This window comes from Flavobacterium sp. 25HG05S-40 (assembly GCF_052654735.1).
In genome coordinates, this window is record NZ_CP199750.1 from 943848 (window position 1) to 959022 (window position 15175).

General features: G+C 36.4%; 13 protein-coding genes. 6 read left to right on the forward strand and 7 right to left on the reverse strand.

Features of this window, described 5'->3' with window-relative positions:
• Positions 1–49 precede the first annotated feature (49 nt).
• Genes ACULEU_RS04075 through ACULEU_RS04085 form a run of 3 tightly spaced genes read right to left on the reverse strand, consistent with a single transcriptional unit; the run spans position 50 to position 3118 of the window.
• A complete protein-coding gene (locus tag ACULEU_RS04075) occupies positions 50–493 on the reverse strand; it encodes a DoxX family protein (protein WP_445454181.1) in 444 nt (147 codons plus the stop codon).
• A 37-nt stretch (positions 494–530) separates the two neighbouring features.
• Positions 531–1322, reverse strand: coding sequence for a TrmH family RNA methyltransferase (locus tag ACULEU_RS04080; protein ID WP_445454182.1), 792 nt, complete (start codon positions 1320–1322; stop codon positions 531–533).
• Positions 1323–1378: 56 nt separating this feature from the next.
• Positions 1379–3118: a T9SS type B sorting domain-containing protein gene (locus tag ACULEU_RS04085; protein ID WP_445454183.1), complete on the reverse strand. Its 1740-nt coding sequence runs from the start codon at positions 3116–3118 to the stop codon at positions 1379–1381.
• 192 nt (positions 3119–3310) lie between these two features.
• Between ACULEU_RS04085 and ACULEU_RS04090 the strand changes: the two genes are divergently transcribed.
• Genes ACULEU_RS04090 through ACULEU_RS04100 form a run of 3 tightly spaced genes read left to right on the forward strand, consistent with a single transcriptional unit; the run spans position 3311 to position 6502 of the window.
• Positions 3311–4288 (forward strand): GNAT family N-acetyltransferase, encoded by a 978-nt coding sequence (locus ACULEU_RS04090; protein ID WP_445454184.1) that lies wholly within the window; start codon positions 3311–3313, stop codon positions 4286–4288.
• A gap of 10 nt (positions 4289–4298) precedes the next feature.
• On the forward strand, positions 4299–5768 hold the full coding sequence (locus tag ACULEU_RS04095; protein WP_445454185.1) for an O-antigen translocase: 1470 nt from the start codon (positions 4299–4301) through the stop codon (positions 5766–5768).
• Between the two features lie 32 nt (positions 5769–5800).
• A complete protein-coding gene (locus ACULEU_RS04100) occupies positions 5801–6502 on the forward strand; it encodes an acyltransferase (RefSeq protein WP_445454186.1) in 702 nt (233 codons plus the stop codon).
• Here the strand turns inward: ACULEU_RS04100 and ACULEU_RS04105 are convergent, their stop codons facing one another.
• Positions 6503–7639, reverse strand: a complete 1137-nt coding sequence (locus tag ACULEU_RS04105) for a glycosyltransferase family protein (RefSeq protein ID WP_445454187.1) — start codon at positions 7637–7639, stop codon at positions 6503–6505.
• 126 nt (positions 7640–7765) lie between these two features.
• On the opposite strand from ACULEU_RS04105, the gene ACULEU_RS04110 reads away from it, so the two are divergent.
• Together ACULEU_RS04110 and ACULEU_RS04115 are read left to right on the forward strand one after the other, a co-directional pair.
• Positions 7766–8863 (forward strand): glycosyltransferase, encoded by a 1098-nt coding sequence (locus ACULEU_RS04110; RefSeq protein ID WP_445454188.1) that lies wholly within the window; start codon positions 7766–7768, stop codon positions 8861–8863.
• 9 nt (positions 8864–8872) lie between these two features.
• On the forward strand, positions 8873–9277 hold the full coding sequence (locus tag ACULEU_RS04115; RefSeq protein ID WP_445454189.1) for a sugar 3,4-ketoisomerase: 405 nt from the start codon (positions 8873–8875) through the stop codon (positions 9275–9277).
• On the opposite strand, the gene ACULEU_RS04120 is transcribed toward ACULEU_RS04115, so the two are convergent.
• The 3 genes from ACULEU_RS04120 to ACULEU_RS04130 are packed head-to-tail and all read right to left on the reverse strand — an operon-like array spanning position 9264 to position 11772.
• On the reverse strand, positions 9264–10202 hold the full coding sequence (locus ACULEU_RS04120; RefSeq protein WP_445454190.1) for a glycosyltransferase family 2 protein: 939 nt from the start codon (positions 10200–10202) through the stop codon (positions 9264–9266). The genes ACULEU_RS04115 and ACULEU_RS04120 overlap by 14 nt on opposite strands.
• The gene (locus ACULEU_RS04125) at positions 10199–11089 is read right to left on the reverse strand and encodes a glycosyltransferase family 2 protein (RefSeq protein WP_445454191.1); all 891 of its coding nucleotides are present in this window, start codon (positions 11087–11089) and stop codon (positions 10199–10201) included. The genes ACULEU_RS04120 and ACULEU_RS04125 overlap by 4 nt, the downstream gene beginning before the upstream one ends.
• The gene (locus ACULEU_RS04130) at positions 11089–11772 is read right to left on the reverse strand and encodes a cell division ATP-binding protein FtsE (RefSeq protein WP_445454192.1); all 684 of its coding nucleotides are present in this window, start codon (positions 11770–11772) and stop codon (positions 11089–11091) included. The genes ACULEU_RS04125 and ACULEU_RS04130 overlap by 1 nt, the downstream gene beginning before the upstream one ends.
• 324 nt (positions 11773–12096) lie before the next feature.
• Between ACULEU_RS04130 and ACULEU_RS04135 the strand changes: the two genes are divergently transcribed.
• Entirely contained in the window at positions 12097–15111 is a 3015-nt protein-coding gene (locus ACULEU_RS04135) for a tetratricopeptide repeat protein (RefSeq protein WP_445454193.1), read from the forward strand.
• Positions 15112–15175: the final 64 nt, after the last annotated feature.

The window sequence follows — 15175 nt, forward strand, 5'->3', positions numbered from 1 at the left end:
CAATTAGCTAAAAATAAGCATAACAATTGAACTGTGCAAATGGATTATACTATCGATTTGCAATTTTATAGTCAAGGCTATAATTTCCGGGACCGGTAAGTAAAATGCCGATATAAATGATGAAATACACAAAAGCAGTATTCATTTCAATACCGTTATCCCCAGAATATATTACATCAAATTTGGCCACACAAGCAACGATATACCCCATACAGATAATTAGCGGAATCAATGCCACTCGGGTAAATAATCCCAATATCAACAATAAACTGCAGAAGAACTCTGCGAAAACGGTCAATGCCAAAGGTGTTTTTCCAGTCATACCGAGGAAACTGACTTCTTTTGCCCAAAAATCGGAAGCCGCCATCGTTTCAAAGTTGATTAGTTTTTGATAGCCGTAAAAGGCCATGAGAACGCCAATAACGACTCTAATCAATAAAATTCCAGCGGATACATTTATAGGTTGGAACGAGGTCAATAGACTTTTTTTCATCTTAGTTGGTTTTAGTGGTTGGTTATAAAGATAGTATTTATTTGAATTTCCGTTGTCTTTTGGCTTCAAAGATAAGAATGGCTGCTGCAACAGAAACGTTCATGCTGTCGATTTCGCCTTGCATAGGGATGATGATATTTTGGGTGGCTTTCTCACGCCAAAGTTCTGTTAAACCTGTAGCTTCTGTTCCGACCACCAAAGCGGTTGGAGTAGTATAATCTTGCGTATGATAGGAAGTCGAATTCTGTAACGTTGCGCTGTAGAAATTGATGTTGTTTTGGATTAAATACGCTATAACTTCTTCTGTGGTTCCGATAGCAATCTGATTAGTGAACAAACAGCCAACGCTCGAACGGACAATATTCGGATTGTATAAATCGGTTTTTGGATTGGCAATGATTACGGCGTCAACATGAGCGGCGTCACAAGTACGCAAAACGGCACCAATATTTCCTGGCTTTTCAAGCGCTTCCATCACTACAATGAGCGGGTTTTCAGGAAGCTGTAATGCTGATAAAGAGAGAGATTTGGTTTTAGCAACGGCTAGAATGCCTTCGGTGGTATCTCTATAGGCCAGTTTTTGATAGACTTCTTTGGAGATTTCTATTAAATCAATTTGAAGATTTGAGAATTGGGCGATTTGAATATTATTGTTGATTTCAGGAACAAATAAAACAGTAACGATTTCATAATTTCCTTTGATGGCTAATTCGATTTCGCGCAGGCCTTCTATTAAAAAAGTGCCGGATTGTTTTCGGGCTTTGGCTTTTTCTTGTACTTGAATCAGTGATTTTATAAACGGATTTTGCGAAGAGGTAATTTGTTTCATTGATGTGAAATAAATTTTTTAGAGGTACAATTGAGCGTTCAAAGTTACAGCGTTTTCTAATGATTTAGGTATAAATATCCTTTGAGCGGTTCCGGATAGTCAACATCGTTTAAAAAAAGCAGGTAAAAATAAGTCCCGTCTGTTGCGTTTTTTGAGCCAAATCCCTCTTTTACATAACCGTCCCAATTTTCTTTACTCTGGTCTCCGGTCCAAATTAATCGTCCCCAACGGTTGTAGATTTCCAGTTTAAAATTTAGAAAAATATCGCGTAAGCCATCAATGGTAAAGGTGTTGTTATAGAAATCTCCGTTAGCAGAAACATAGTTATAGACCGTCGGCGGGCAGTTTCGGGTTGTCAATAAAAAGGAAGTAATGGCAAAGCAATTGTCGTTAGAAACTCGGATGAATATTTCTTTGGGAGTCGTATTTGCAACAAAATTGGTTGTGTTCAAAATCGGATTCACATCGTTTACGGCATCGTCATTGGTTTCAAAAAAGCGAACAGTGTCATCCGGATTCGTTTTGACGCTATCGGCATAGGATGAAAAGTCAAAGGTGCCTTGCGTGAATCTTTCGTTACAAGATACAAGATTTTCAAGTGGATTAAATGTTGGTGAAAGCCAAAGTGAAATGAGTGTTTGTGCCGTGTTGTTGTTTTCGTTTAACTCCGCTACAATGCCAGTGCCATTTCCGGTATCATCAACCACAATGGTAATCGTAAAATCAAGCGGAATCGTATCCGGAATCACCATCGACAAATAAAAATTCACACTGTCACCAACGGCAATGGGAAGCGTAGTTTCATCATAAGCAATTAAAACCCCATCGATATAAAAGGATATTGGAGTTCCAGGAGGCAATGGATTGGTAGCATTCAAGTTGGATACCGTATAATTTAGTGCCACGACTCTCGAATCACAGGTCTGCTCAATCGAGTTTACTGTAACTGTGGCATCAGGTAACTGACTGTTAAGTTTGGTAACTATGGTGTTGATTAAGACAAAATCCTGCGCCGTAGTCATCTCTACAGTAGCTGACGTATTGCCAACTGCAATATAGTTTTGAATGTTGTAAATATCCAAATCCATATTGTAGAGTTGATTGGTGCCTAAAATATTATCGGTTCCGTTAAAGGCATTGTTTACCGGATTCCAAATATCACTAAGCGGATTACCATTAATCAATAATGTTTCTGCTTCTTGAATGTTAGCATCGCCTTCCCAAGCCACAAATCCCAGCTTGGCACCTGAATTATCCAAAACGTTTAAATTGCCTAAATTGATGATGAGCTGATCAACTTCGAATGGCGGATTCGGACTCGATAAGGTCTCCAGTCCATCGTAAACGTTAATTTGGTTTAAAGGGAAAGCCGGATTGCTGTAAACCACCACAATGGCCCAACCTGCAAAATTAGTTCCGTTGTTGCAGTACATTGTCGGGCCAAAAAAAGGCGTTACATCCAAATCAGAAAGGGTAATTGTGCCGTTACCCACATTTTGAACTATGGTCGTAACATCGGCAAAAGCACTAAAAAAAGGATTGTTATTTATATTTTGAATAGCCGAAAAGCTGCGTTGCGCCGTAATGTCTATTCCGTTCAACTTGACATTTAAATCACCCGTTCCGGAACCAGCCCAATACAAATAGGCGCTTTCAATCGTGTTTCCCGAAAGCAAATTTAGCGAGGCAGTAGAACTGGTCAGTAACAAACAGGGATCGTTTCCAAAATTAGGTTGAACATTCAAGGTGTTGCCAATAAATGTAAAATCATATCGCCCATTGAATTGATTGTACAAGGATACGTTTTGTCCATTGGTTTTAAAAATGAAACAAAAAAGGACAATAAAAAAGGAAATGTATCGTTTCACACTCAAGACAAACTGATTAAAGAGCTAAAATTAAACAAATATTTCTGAAAATCGGATTTTTTAATAAGTCAGGCATTTTTAAAAATAAATGTTTAATTTTCCCCAGTTTAAAAGCTATTTGTGAAAAACTATACTGTCAAACCCTATACCGCTGAAGATTACGTGCTTTGGAATGCTTTTGTCAGCACCGCCAATAATGCCACTTTTCTTTTTCACCGCGATTTTATGGAATACCACAAAGACCGGTTTTTAGACTATTCTTTATTAATTTTTGAAGAGGATACATTAAAGTGTATTATTCCTGCCAATCGAGTAGAGGATACTCTTTTTTCGCACCAAGGACTGACGTATGGCGGATTTGTTTTTGATGCCAAAATTAAGTTGGGAGAAGTTATCGCAATAGCCAAAGCCGTTTTAGCATTTTTGAATCAGAAAGGCATCAAAAGGTTGCAATTGAAGTTGATTCCGTCAATCTACAATTCGTTTTTTGCCGAAGCTATTGAGTATGTCCTGTTTTTGACACAAGCCCAATTGATTCGAAGAGACTGTCTTTCGGTAATCGATTTGACCAAACCGTATACCATCACAAGAACCCGAAAAGAAAGTATTCGTCGTGGAGAAAAACAGCAGCTAGTCATCAAAGAAGAATTGGAGTTTGACTTATTTTGGAACGACATTTTAATTCCGAATCTTGACCATAAACATCAGGCAAAACCGGTTCACACTGCTGAAGAGATTACAAAGCTACAGCAAAAATTCCCTAAGAATATTCGTCATTTCAATGTCTATCATCAAGAAAAGATTGTGGCTGGATCAACCATTTTTATAACCGATACTGTAGCACATCCGCAATACATTTCAGGTAATCCGCAAAAGAATGCCTTGGGAAGTTTAGATTATTTGTATCACTATTTAATTGCAGATGTTTTTAAAGACCAGAACTTCTTCGATTTTGGTCCGTCTCATGAAGATAACGGCAAAAAAATCAATGAAGGCATTTTGTTTTGGAAGGAAAGTTTCGGTGCAAAAACTACGGTTCAGGATAGTTACCAACTAAGTACTGCCAATTACTCTTTATTAGAAAACGTTTTGATATAATTACAGATTGATGACAGATGCTAAATCATCTTATCGGCAGATTATAAAATCAACTTCCATTTTTGGGAGTGTTCAGGTTTTTACAATTATCATCTCGTTGATAAAATCAAAAGTAATAGCAATAGTTATTGGTCCGGCCGGAATAGGATTAATTGGACTATTCAATACCACCATCAACTTAGTAGGAAGTTTTACCAATGCAGGTCTTGAAACCAGTGGTGTAAAAGCCATTTCGACGGTGAGTCATGACAGCACATTATTGGCTAGAGAAGTTTCAATAGTGAACAGATTAGTCTGGATTTCGGGCTTTTTGGGTTTGATTACACTTATGATTTTTTCTCCTTTATTGAGCCAGTTTACTTTCGGAAATACCGACCATACCTTATCTTTTGTATTGCTGTCGGCTACCTTGTTGTTTAAGCAATTAACCAGTGGAAGTATAGTGGTTTTGCAAGGACTGAGTAAGTTAAAGTATCTGGCAAAAGCCAACATATACGGAAACTTGTTTGGTTTGTTGATTGCTGTTCCATTGTACTACTTTTTTGGGATAGACGGCATTATTCCTTCTATAGTGCTGTCGTCTTTACTAGCTATGACTATAGCCTTTTTATATAAACAGAAAGTTAAGATTGCAACTGTTAAGCTGACCAACAAAGAAGTTTTTACAGAAGGGAAACAGCTGATTTTACTTGGATTCTCGTTAAGTATTATTGGTTTATTGACTACTTTATCTTCGTATTTGTTGCAAGTATTTATAAGCAATTACAGTACTGTTACTGAAGTTGGTTTTTATACCGCGGGATTTACTATTTTAAATGCTTATGTTGGAGTTATTTTTACGGCAATGGCAACTGATTATTATCCTAGATTGGCTAAAGTTTGTACTGATACTATTTTAGTGAGAAAGTTGGTTAAGGAACAATCAGAAATAGGAGTGCTGTTGTTGACACCTATTATTGTACTTTTTTTAGCGTTTGCACCTAATGTTATTCGTATACTTTATTCAGAGGAGTTTTTGCCAATTGTTCCTTTGGTTTGTTGGGGAATATTAGGAATGATAATCAAAGCAGTTTCATGGTCTATGGGGTATATTTTGATTGCTAAAGGAGACTCCAAAATTTTTGTAAAAACATCAATAGGCTTCAACTCGGTATTTTTAATTATTAATGTTTTAGGATACTGTTATTTTGGATTAGAAGGTTTGGGTATCACATTTTTAATGAACTACATAATCCACTTTTTAGTCTTGAAAATAATTGTCTCCAAAAGATATGATTTTGCTTTTGACAACGAATTTTATAAGTTGTTTGGCTACTGTAGCGGTATTTGTATAATTACTTTTTTATGTTTATCCATCGATTTTGTTCTGCTTAAATATATACTGTTATCAATTTTAATCTTAATTTCGCTATGTTTCTCATGGATACAATTGAATAGAAGATTGCATTTTAAAGATTTTATTTCGAGGAATAATAAATAAGTATGGGACAGTTCAGGAGCGTATATCAAAAATTGAAATTTTATTTTTCCATCAATTGGATAAAAACGCTCTATTTCAATTTTAAGAAATTTCCGTTTGCAACAGCAAAAAAACTTCCTGTTTACTTTTATGGTAGTGTAAAATTTAAAAATATTTCAGGAGATATTTACATAAAAGCACCATTGAAATCAGGCATGATTGGATTTGGTCAATCCTATGAACTTATAAGCCGTTCCAAAGGAACTGCCGAGTTTTCTCTTGAAGGGACAATGGTTTTTAACGGACACGTTCAGTTTGGTAAGGATTATTTTGTTCATGTCGCCCCACAAGCCACTTTGACAATGGGTAATATGGCCTCTTTAGGGCACAGTGGTAAAATCATTTGCTATGATACCATTACTTTTGGTGATTTTGCGCGAATCGGATTCGAATCACAAGTAGTTGATACCACTGCGCATCAAATGTTCGATAGCAATACTCAGGAAAAGTTTCCCATGACAGCACCCATCACTATTGGAAACTATAATTATATCAGCAATCGAGTAACGATTTTATCAAATACCATAACTCCCGATTTTTGCACCATAGCTTCCAACAGCTTATGTACCAAAGATTATGCAGCGCTAGGTAAAAACATTCTTTTAGGTGGAGTTCCGGCACAGCTTTTAAAATCCAATATATCAAGAGATTGGGAAGGAGAAATGAGTCAAATGAATAAATGGCTTAAGGTATAGTTAGCTTCCCCAAATGCTAAGGTATCTTTTAGCAATCAACAAATAATCATGCTCCCTTGTTACAAATGCGCTAGCTCGTTTTCCGATGGCTTTGATTTCCGAAGGATTTTCTATCAAAAAGGAGAGTTCTTTTACCAGATACTCCACATCAGGTAAGGCATGAACAGCGACTCGCTCTGTCAAGTTATACTGTTTTTCAAAAGCAGTACTGGCATTGGTAAAAACAACTTTCCCTTTAGCCATCGCTTCCAAAGCATTGTAACCTTGATCATGGCCATGCATCTGATCTAGCAAAATATGCGATTGATTGTAAAGGTTGATGTACTCTTGATACGGAATGTTTTGAGTGGTAATTATTTCAACGCTATCTCCAAATTGCTCTTTGATAGCTGTTAACGCTTTTTCAAAATAAACAATCCCTTTTTGATGATAACTCCATTGATTGATTCCTAAAAAAATCACTATTTTGGAATCAATGTTCAACTCTTTATAGACTAATTTACTGGGGTTGATCGGATTTGGAATAAGTCCCAGAAATTTAGGGTGATGTTGTAGCGGAATCTGATAATCTACATCAGTAGCAATAACACCGGTGCAGTTTTCATAGATATAATCGTGAATTTTTTGGTGTTGTGCACTGCGATATTCCAAAATATAACGATACTCTTTTGCTAAAGCAGGATTCTCAAAATACGGTTGTAAAATCGAACGCTCGTGTCTGTTTTCAAACCAAAACTTTACATTCCAATAGTCGACACCTGTTGACAATACGAAAAGTTTCCGATTATTTTTGACAAGCTTCTTTAAAAATGATAGTTCTATAACTTTGAAGGTTTGAATCGGACTTTCATTAATCAACTGCACCACATCAAATCCTTTTAATTTACTCGAGTGAAAATAAAATCGAATCGCAATTTCTATCTTGGCAACATCCAATTTAAATACGCTGAAAATAAGTTGTCTTGGAATATTTAAGAGTTTGCCCTGACACCATTTGGCTTCAATGGAATAATCAACCGGATAGTTCTTGAAACCATCACCACTGCCCAAAAGAACCACTTCGTGACCTAAGGCAATCAAAGCTTCTTGTAAAGTGTTGTGCAGCCGACTGTATTCACCAACTAGGAGTATTCGCATGAATGATTTTATTTGATCACAATTCAGTTTCGCACAAAAAAATGGTATTTACCGTTAAATTTTATTTTTTTGAATGGTAAAAATAAAAAAATTAACGAGGTTTGTTATGAAAAGGAACAAGCAATAATGACAAACCAAGACAAAAAATTCAAAATAGCGCTCATAGGTGATTGTCTGGCCAATGGTGGTGCCGAAAAAGTACACGCTTTGTTGTCAGTTTATTTTCAAAAAGCAGGTCTCGAAGTACACAATTGTATCTTGGTCGATTGGATTACTTATGAATATTCCGGTTCGATTTTAAATCTCGGAACCATTGCTGGCGATGCCAATCCGTTAAAAAGAAGAGTAGCACGGTTTTTTGCTCTTAAAAAGTTTAGTAAAGAGGCTAATTTTGATGCTGTAATTGATTTTAGAATCAGAACCAATGTTGTACAAGAACTATTGATTTCAAAATGCTGTGATCAAAAAAACACCTATTACACCGTACATAGCGGCATCTTAGATTTATATTTTCCAAAATCAGTTGAACTGTCTAAGCTTATTTATAAAAACAAAAACGTTGTTGCGGTTTCCAAAGCCATCCAAGCGGCGATAGTTTCCAAAGGTTTGGCGCCTAAGGCTTTTCAAATCTACAATCCTATCGATGCCAAATCTATAGCGGATTTAAAGGATGCTTTTTCAGTTTCGGAAGACAACTACATCCTTGCAGTGGGCCGAATGAACGAAGATGTGAAACAGTTCGATAAGCTTATTGTGGCCTATTCCAAATCGATTTTGCCTACTAAAAAAATCAAACTACTTTTGTTAGGCGATGGTCAGAAACAAACAGAATACAGTGCTTTGGCGGAGAAGTTAGGCCTAAAAGAATCTGTCGTTTTTAAAGGGTTTCAGGACAATCCGTTTCCCTATTACCAAAAAGCCCTATTCACTGTTTTATGCAGTAAAAATGAAGGGTTTCCCAACGTGATTTTAGAATCGTTTGCGGTAGGAACACCTGTGATTTCCTTTGATTGTTTTAGTGGTCCGAATGAAATTATTGTGGACAGGCAAAACGGACTTCTAGTAGCCAATCAGGATTTTGACCAACTTACCGAAGCGATGAATATATTTGCAGATGAGGAGGAATTACGAAACCTATGTTCTCTTAATACAACACCAAGCATCACACCATTTGCGATAGAAACAATCGGAAAACAATGGTTGGAATTGCTAAAAATAAAGTAAGTTAGCACCATGAATATTGAACTAGTAGCCATACCCAAAATTCACGATACTCGAGGCAACATTGCTGTTATTGAAAAAGACTTGCTTTCTTTTCCTATACAACGAGTATACTATCTTTTTGATGTGCCCAGCACAGCGCGACGAGGCGGACATGCACACAAAGAGCAGTTAGAACTACTAATTCCGCTTTCTGGAAGTTTTGATGTGGTCTTGCATGATGGTGAAACTACCCAAAAAGTGACGTTAAACAAACCCGACAAAGGATTGCTTATTAAGTCAAACACTTGGCGCGAATTAGAAAATTTTTCTTCAGGTTCTATTTGTTTGGTGATTTCTTCTGGAGAATTTATAGAAGAAGACTATATCAGAGACTTTGAGGAATTCAAAGCCTACGTACAATCTAGTCGTAAGTAGAAAACCGAATCCCTTTTTTTAGAAAAAACGATTTCACTTTCTTAATCAAATTCAGTATTGGCAATGGCGCTGCCAGTAATAGTTGCTGTTTGAAATTTAAGTTCCTTACAGCAATGCCATTTTTCATTTTTTCAAATGCAGCCATATTTTTTTCGGCTTTGTAATGTTTGGCCATGATATACCTGTGAAAATCTAAAAATCTTTTCACTGATTTTGAAGTTTCCGAATGGTCAAAGGCATCAAAATCGGTAATAATCTTGTTACCAATGGCACTCTGGGTAATCTGATTCTCCGAAACCATAGTGTAACGGACCAAAGGCTTTTTGCTGTACACCAATGGAAAAACAGTATTGGCTCGTATATTAAAATCGACATCTTCTCCAAATCGGATGCTTTCGTTATAAAAACCAACGGTATCAAAAACAGATTTTGCAACACAAAAACTCGACGGACAATAAAGCGGTTGCGCCAAACTGATGTCAAAAAAAGTAGTAATTAGTGATTTTTCCGCTAAGTTTTTGGCATTGTTTTGAGGCAATAAAGTAATGTCATTGGGATAAAGTTCTTCGTAATTGGTAGCAAACAGTTTGCCTTCAGGATAGCTTTTTGTCAGTAAAAACAGTTCTTCTAGATAGCTTGGTTTCCAAAAATCATCCGCGTCTAAAAAAGCAATATAATCGCCCTTGGCATTTTTAATTCCGGTATTTCGGGAAGCCGAAAGCCCTTTGTTGGATGGGTGCTGTATGACGCTGACTTTTTCAGATTTTATAGTGGAAATCACCTCCAAACTGGTATCGGTTGAAGCATCTTCAACAACAATAACTTCGTAATCTTGAAAGGTTTGATCGAGTACACTCTTCAACGAGTCCAAAACATATTGCTCCTTGTTGTACAATGGAATTACTATGGAAAAAAAAGGCCTCATTTGGAGTTGATTTTACAGAAGTAACTCAATTTATAAATATCAAGCAAAAATAAATTAGGATGATTGGATACCAAATTGGCTTCTATCTTTTTACTGAATTTTTGATAAATAAAACTAAAAATACCAGCGCCACCTAGGTTAGAAACAGATTTATAGGTTCGCAATATTCGATTGTCAGCGGTGGTTATCAGGCCTAGTTTCGAAATCAACTGGAGGTTTTCCAGCGATTCGTGAATCTTATTTAAAAAGATTGCCGACGTTTCCATATTAAGATGATACGTGGGATTATCAATATGAGTAATAGGAATTGATTTTTCTTTCAAATGTTTTACCCAAACGACATCTTCATACCCATAATTGGTTATGTTTTCATCAAACCTATTGGATAAAAAAAGTGCTTTTCGGAATAAAATATTGGAAGTTAGCGTTGAAAAATAGGGATTAGCCGTCCTTTGTTCTAAAGATAAGGCTTCCCGATCCTGGCCATACACCCAACGCAATAAATTTTCCTGTTTTGGCTTGTCCTTTTGATAAACAATGCCACCAAAAACTACCAAAGTTTCCTTCTTTATCTCGTTGATATAATTAGTTATAAATGTATCGCTTGTGGGTAACGTGTCGCAATCCAAAAGGAGCAGGTAATCATAAACAGCTTTTGAAGCCATGGCATTAATGTTTCTGCCGCGACCAAGATTTTCCGAATTTGTATAAAAAACAGAATGAGGTAATGTATTTATTTTGTTGTTTTCAATGTTTAATGCTGAGTTGGAAGCATCATCCTGAACGATAATTTGAAATAGAATTCCGGCTTGTGTACACTGCTCGTGAATGGCCTCAACCAAAGGCAAAGCGTTGTAGTGGAAAGTTGGAATTAAAACAGATAACATTATACCGTTTTTTGGACCACTTCAAAAATAGTATTGTCTTCGCATTTCAACGTTTTGGCAGGGAATTTCATAATTACAGCATAATCGTGCGTAGCCATGATTACTGTTTTTCCGTTGTCGTTGATTTTTTTCAGTACGCCTAAAATTTCAGCGCTGGTTTGCGGGTCAAGATTTCCTGTAGGTTCGTCAGCCAAAATTAATTCAGGGTCGTTTAATAACGCACGCGCAATAGCAACCCTTTGTTGCTCACCACCCGAAAGCTGATGCGGCATTTTATTAGTCAAACCAATCATACCCACACGTTGCAATACATCATCAATCTTAACCTGCATCTCGGTTTTATCTGTCCAGCCTGTTGCTTTCAATACAAACAACATATTTTCATTCACATTACGATCCGGTAATAATTGAAAATCCTGAAAAACAATTCCGATTTTTCGTCTCAAAAACGGAATATCATTTTCTTTCAAACTAGCTAAGTCATAACCCACAATGGTTCCGGAACCAACGGTGAGCTGCAAATCGCCATAAAGAGTTTTCATAAAACTACTTTTTCCGGTTCCGGTTTTACCAATGATGTAAAGGAATTCGCCTTCCTTAACCTCAAGATTAATCTGGGATAAAATCACTCGGTTTTCCTGATAAATGGTGACGTCTTTTAAAGATAAAACGGTTTGTGACATGGTAATTTGTTTATTGGGTAAAAGTAATAAGTTACCGCTTGTATTCAAAATTATTTTCGAAAAAGAAAATGGACTAATAGATAATAGATAATAGACTATTGTTTCAAGCAAAAAGTGCCTATTATCTTTTCTGTCAAGTCCTTTCTTTTTTTCTTGACTTGTATTTCCTCTAATAAACTTCTTGAAGTCAACCGTCTATTTTCTATAGGTCTATTATCTATTTTCTTAAATCAAATTGTTTACAAGAATGTTTATAATAAAACCAGTGCTTTTTACGTTATAGGTCTATAGAGTAATATTTTTGGATAAATTAAAATAAAAATCATGCGCAACGCTTTAATGTTATTTTTTATGTTTTTGATGGCTGGAATTCCACAAGTTTCAGGGCAGCAATCCGCCATTTATACTAATAATTTGTCCGAGTTTGACAATGCGGTAAAGTTGTTCAAAGACAAACAATACCAATCGGCTCAAATTCTTTTTGAAAAAGTGAAGCAAGATAATAGATCCATAGATGTGCAAGCTGATTGCGCTTACTACATTGGTATCTGTGCGATTCACTTAAATCAGAACAATGCAGATGAATTAATTGAAGATTTCATTAAAGAGTATCCCACGAGTTCCAAACAAAATCAAGCGTACATCGAAGTAGCGCAATATTATTTTGAGCAAGGAAAGTTTCCACAGGCATTGGAATATTTCGAAAAAGTAGATGAAAATTCGTTGTCTTACGACGAAACGGATAAGTTTACCTTCCAAAAAGGCTATGCACATTTCACAGCAGGCAATAAAAAAGAAGCACAGTCGTATCTCACGAAAGCTGAAAATTCGAAAGTGTATGGCACACAAGCCAAATACTATCTTGGTTTTATGCAGTACGAAGGGAACAATTATCAGGAAGCCAACAAGTATTTTCAACAAGTGGAAACTGAAGATAAGTATGCTGAAAAACTTTCCTATTTCAAGGCCGATATGGCTTTTAAATCTGGTGATTTCCAAAAAGCAATAGATGCCGGATTACTGGCCATGCCCAAATCGAATGCTATGGAAAAATCGGAGTTGAATAAAATCATTGGGGAAAGTTATTTCAACATGCAGCAATACGACAAAGCTTTACCGTATCTGAAAGAATACAAAGGGAAAAAAGGAAAATGGAGCAACACCGATTTCTACCAGTTGGGATATACGTATTACAAACAAAAAGACTACGAAAATGCCATTCTTCAATTCAACAAAATCATCGAGGGTAAAGATGCTGTAGCGCAAAACGGTTACTATCATTTAGGAGAATGTTATTTCAAAACTGATAAAAAACAACAGGCTTTAAATGCGTTCAAAAGTGCTTCGGAAATGGATTTCGACAAAAAAATTCAGGAAGATGCCAATCTGAATTATGCCAAATTGAGCTACGAAATTGGAAACTCCTACCAAAGTGTTCCTGATGTTTTGTCGGCTTTCTTAGAAAAATATCCAAATACACCAGCTAAAAGTGAAATCGAAAACCTATTAATCAATTCGTATATAACGTCTAAAAACTACAAAGCGGCTCTGACACTATTGGAGAAAAACAATTCCCCAGAAAATAAAGTGGCGTACCAAAAAGTACTGTTCTACAGAGGCATCGAATTATTTACCGATGGCGTTTATCAGGAAGCATTGAGTATGTTCAGAAAATCGGTGGCCAATCCAAGAAACGAGAAAATTACAGCGCGAGCCACATTTTGGAAAGGGGAAACCGAATATGTTTTGGATAGTTTCAGCGAAGCAACGACAAGCTTTAAGCAATTTGAAAGTTCGGCTGAAGCCAAAAACACGCCCGAATTCAAAAACATCAATTACAATATTGCCTATGCCTATTTCAAACAAAAAGAATACGATCAGGCCGGAAATTATTTCCAAAAATATGTAGACGGAGCCAAAGACGACAAAACCCGTCTCAACGATGCTTATTTAAGATTAGGGGATAGCCGATTTGTAACCGCCAAATACTGGCCAGCGATGGATGCTTACAACAAAGCCATCGACATGAAAGGTATTGACGCTGATTATGCTGCTTTTCAAAAAGCCTTGAGCTATGGTTTCGTGGGCAAAAATGATAAGAAAATAGACGATTTTAATGCATTTCTACAAAAATTTAGAACCTCTCAGTATCGTGATGACGCTTTATTCGAGCTAGGAAATACTTATGTAACCGAAAATAAAGGAGATTCAGCCATCAGAACCTATGACCAGTTATTGAGCGAATTCAAAAATGGTTCTTTTGCGTCAAAAGCTATTTTACGTCAGGGATTGGTATACTATAATAGTCAGAGAAACGAACAGGCTATCACTAAGTTTAAAGAAGTAGCTGCCAAATATCCTAGAACTCCTGAAGCTTCAGAAGCGGTGTCTACTGCCAGATTGGTGTATATGGATATGGGGAAAGTGAACGAATACGCTTCTTGGGTTCGAACTTTGGATTTTGTAGAAGTGACTGACGCTGATTTGGATAATGATACTTACGAAGCGGCCGAAAAACAATACCTGCAAAACAATACCAAACAGGCCATTTCGAGTCTTAGTGGCTATGTAGCTCAGTTTCCAAACGGAATTCATTCGCTGAAGGCTAATTTCTACTTAGCACAGTCATTATATGCAGATGGTAAAGAAGCTACGGCTGTGCCTAATTATGAATTTGTTGTAAGCAAATCAAGAAACGAATTTACCGAACAAGCCTTAGCACGTTTGGCTGAAATTCATTTAAAGAAAGACGATTATACCAAAGCGTTGCCAGTATTGCAACGTTTAGAAACGGAAGCCGATTTTCCTCAAAATGTAACCTTTGCTCAGGCTAATTTAATGCGTGCCTATTACGATCAAAAAGACTATCAAAACGCAGTGGTCTATGCCGATAAAGTTTTGGCAAATCCAAAAACAGACAACAAAATTAAAAGTGATGCTCAAATCATCGTAGCGCGTGCCGCCATTAAAGTCAATGACGAAGCCAAAGCCAGAACCGCTTATGCAAAACTATTGACTATTGCCAAAGGAGAATTAGCAGCCGAAGCGTTGTATTATGATGCGTATTTTAAAAATAAAGACGGTAAGTATGAAGACTCCAATAAAACGGTTCAAAAATTAGCCAAAGACTATTCTGGTTATAAATATTTTGGTGCCAAAGGATTAATCGTAATGGCTAAAAACTATTACCAATTGAAAGATAATTTTAGTGCTACATCGATTTTGGACAGTGTCATTAAAAATTTCAAAGAATTTGAGGATGTCCTTGCAGAAGCTCAGGCAGAACTTAAAGTCATCAAAGGAGAAGCAGCCAAAACCAATTCATCATTAACCGAATAAAAAAAGAACATGGAACAAAGAGAAAAGAATAAAGAAACTTCTATTTTCTATTCTCTATATTCTT

Coding starts and splice junctions, on each gene's coding strand:
- ACULEU_RS04075 (WP_445454181.1), bottom strand. CDS start 493: ATGAAAAAAAGTCTATTGACCTCGTTCCAACCTATAAATGTATCCGCT.
- ACULEU_RS04080 (WP_445454182.1), bottom strand. CDS start 1,322: ATGAAACAAATTACCTCTTCGCAAAATCCGTTTATAAAATCACTGATT.
- ACULEU_RS04095 (WP_445454185.1), top strand. CDS start 4,299: ATGACAGATGCTAAATCATCTTATCGGCAGATTATAAAATCAACTTCC.
- ACULEU_RS04105 (WP_445454187.1), bottom strand. CDS start 7,639: ATGCGAATACTCCTAGTTGGTGAATACAGTCGGCTGCACAACACTTTA.
- ACULEU_RS04110 (WP_445454188.1), top strand. CDS start 7,766: ATGACAAACCAAGACAAAAAATTCAAAATAGCGCTCATAGGTGATTGT.
- ACULEU_RS04115 (WP_445454189.1), top strand. CDS start 8,873: ATGAATATTGAACTAGTAGCCATACCCAAAATTCACGATACTCGAGGC.
- ACULEU_RS04120 (WP_445454190.1), bottom strand. CDS start 10,202: ATGAGGCCTTTTTTTTCCATAGTAATTCCATTGTACAACAAGGAGCAA.
- ACULEU_RS04125 (WP_445454191.1), bottom strand. CDS start 11,089: ATGTTATCTGTTTTAATTCCAACTTTCCACTACAACGCTTTGCCTTTG.
- ACULEU_RS04130 (WP_445454192.1), bottom strand. CDS start 11,772: ATGTCACAAACCGTTTTATCTTTAAAAGACGTCACCATTTATCAGGAA.
- ACULEU_RS04135 (WP_445454193.1), top strand. CDS start 12,097: ATGCGCAACGCTTTAATGTTATTTTTTATGTTTTTGATGGCTGGAATT.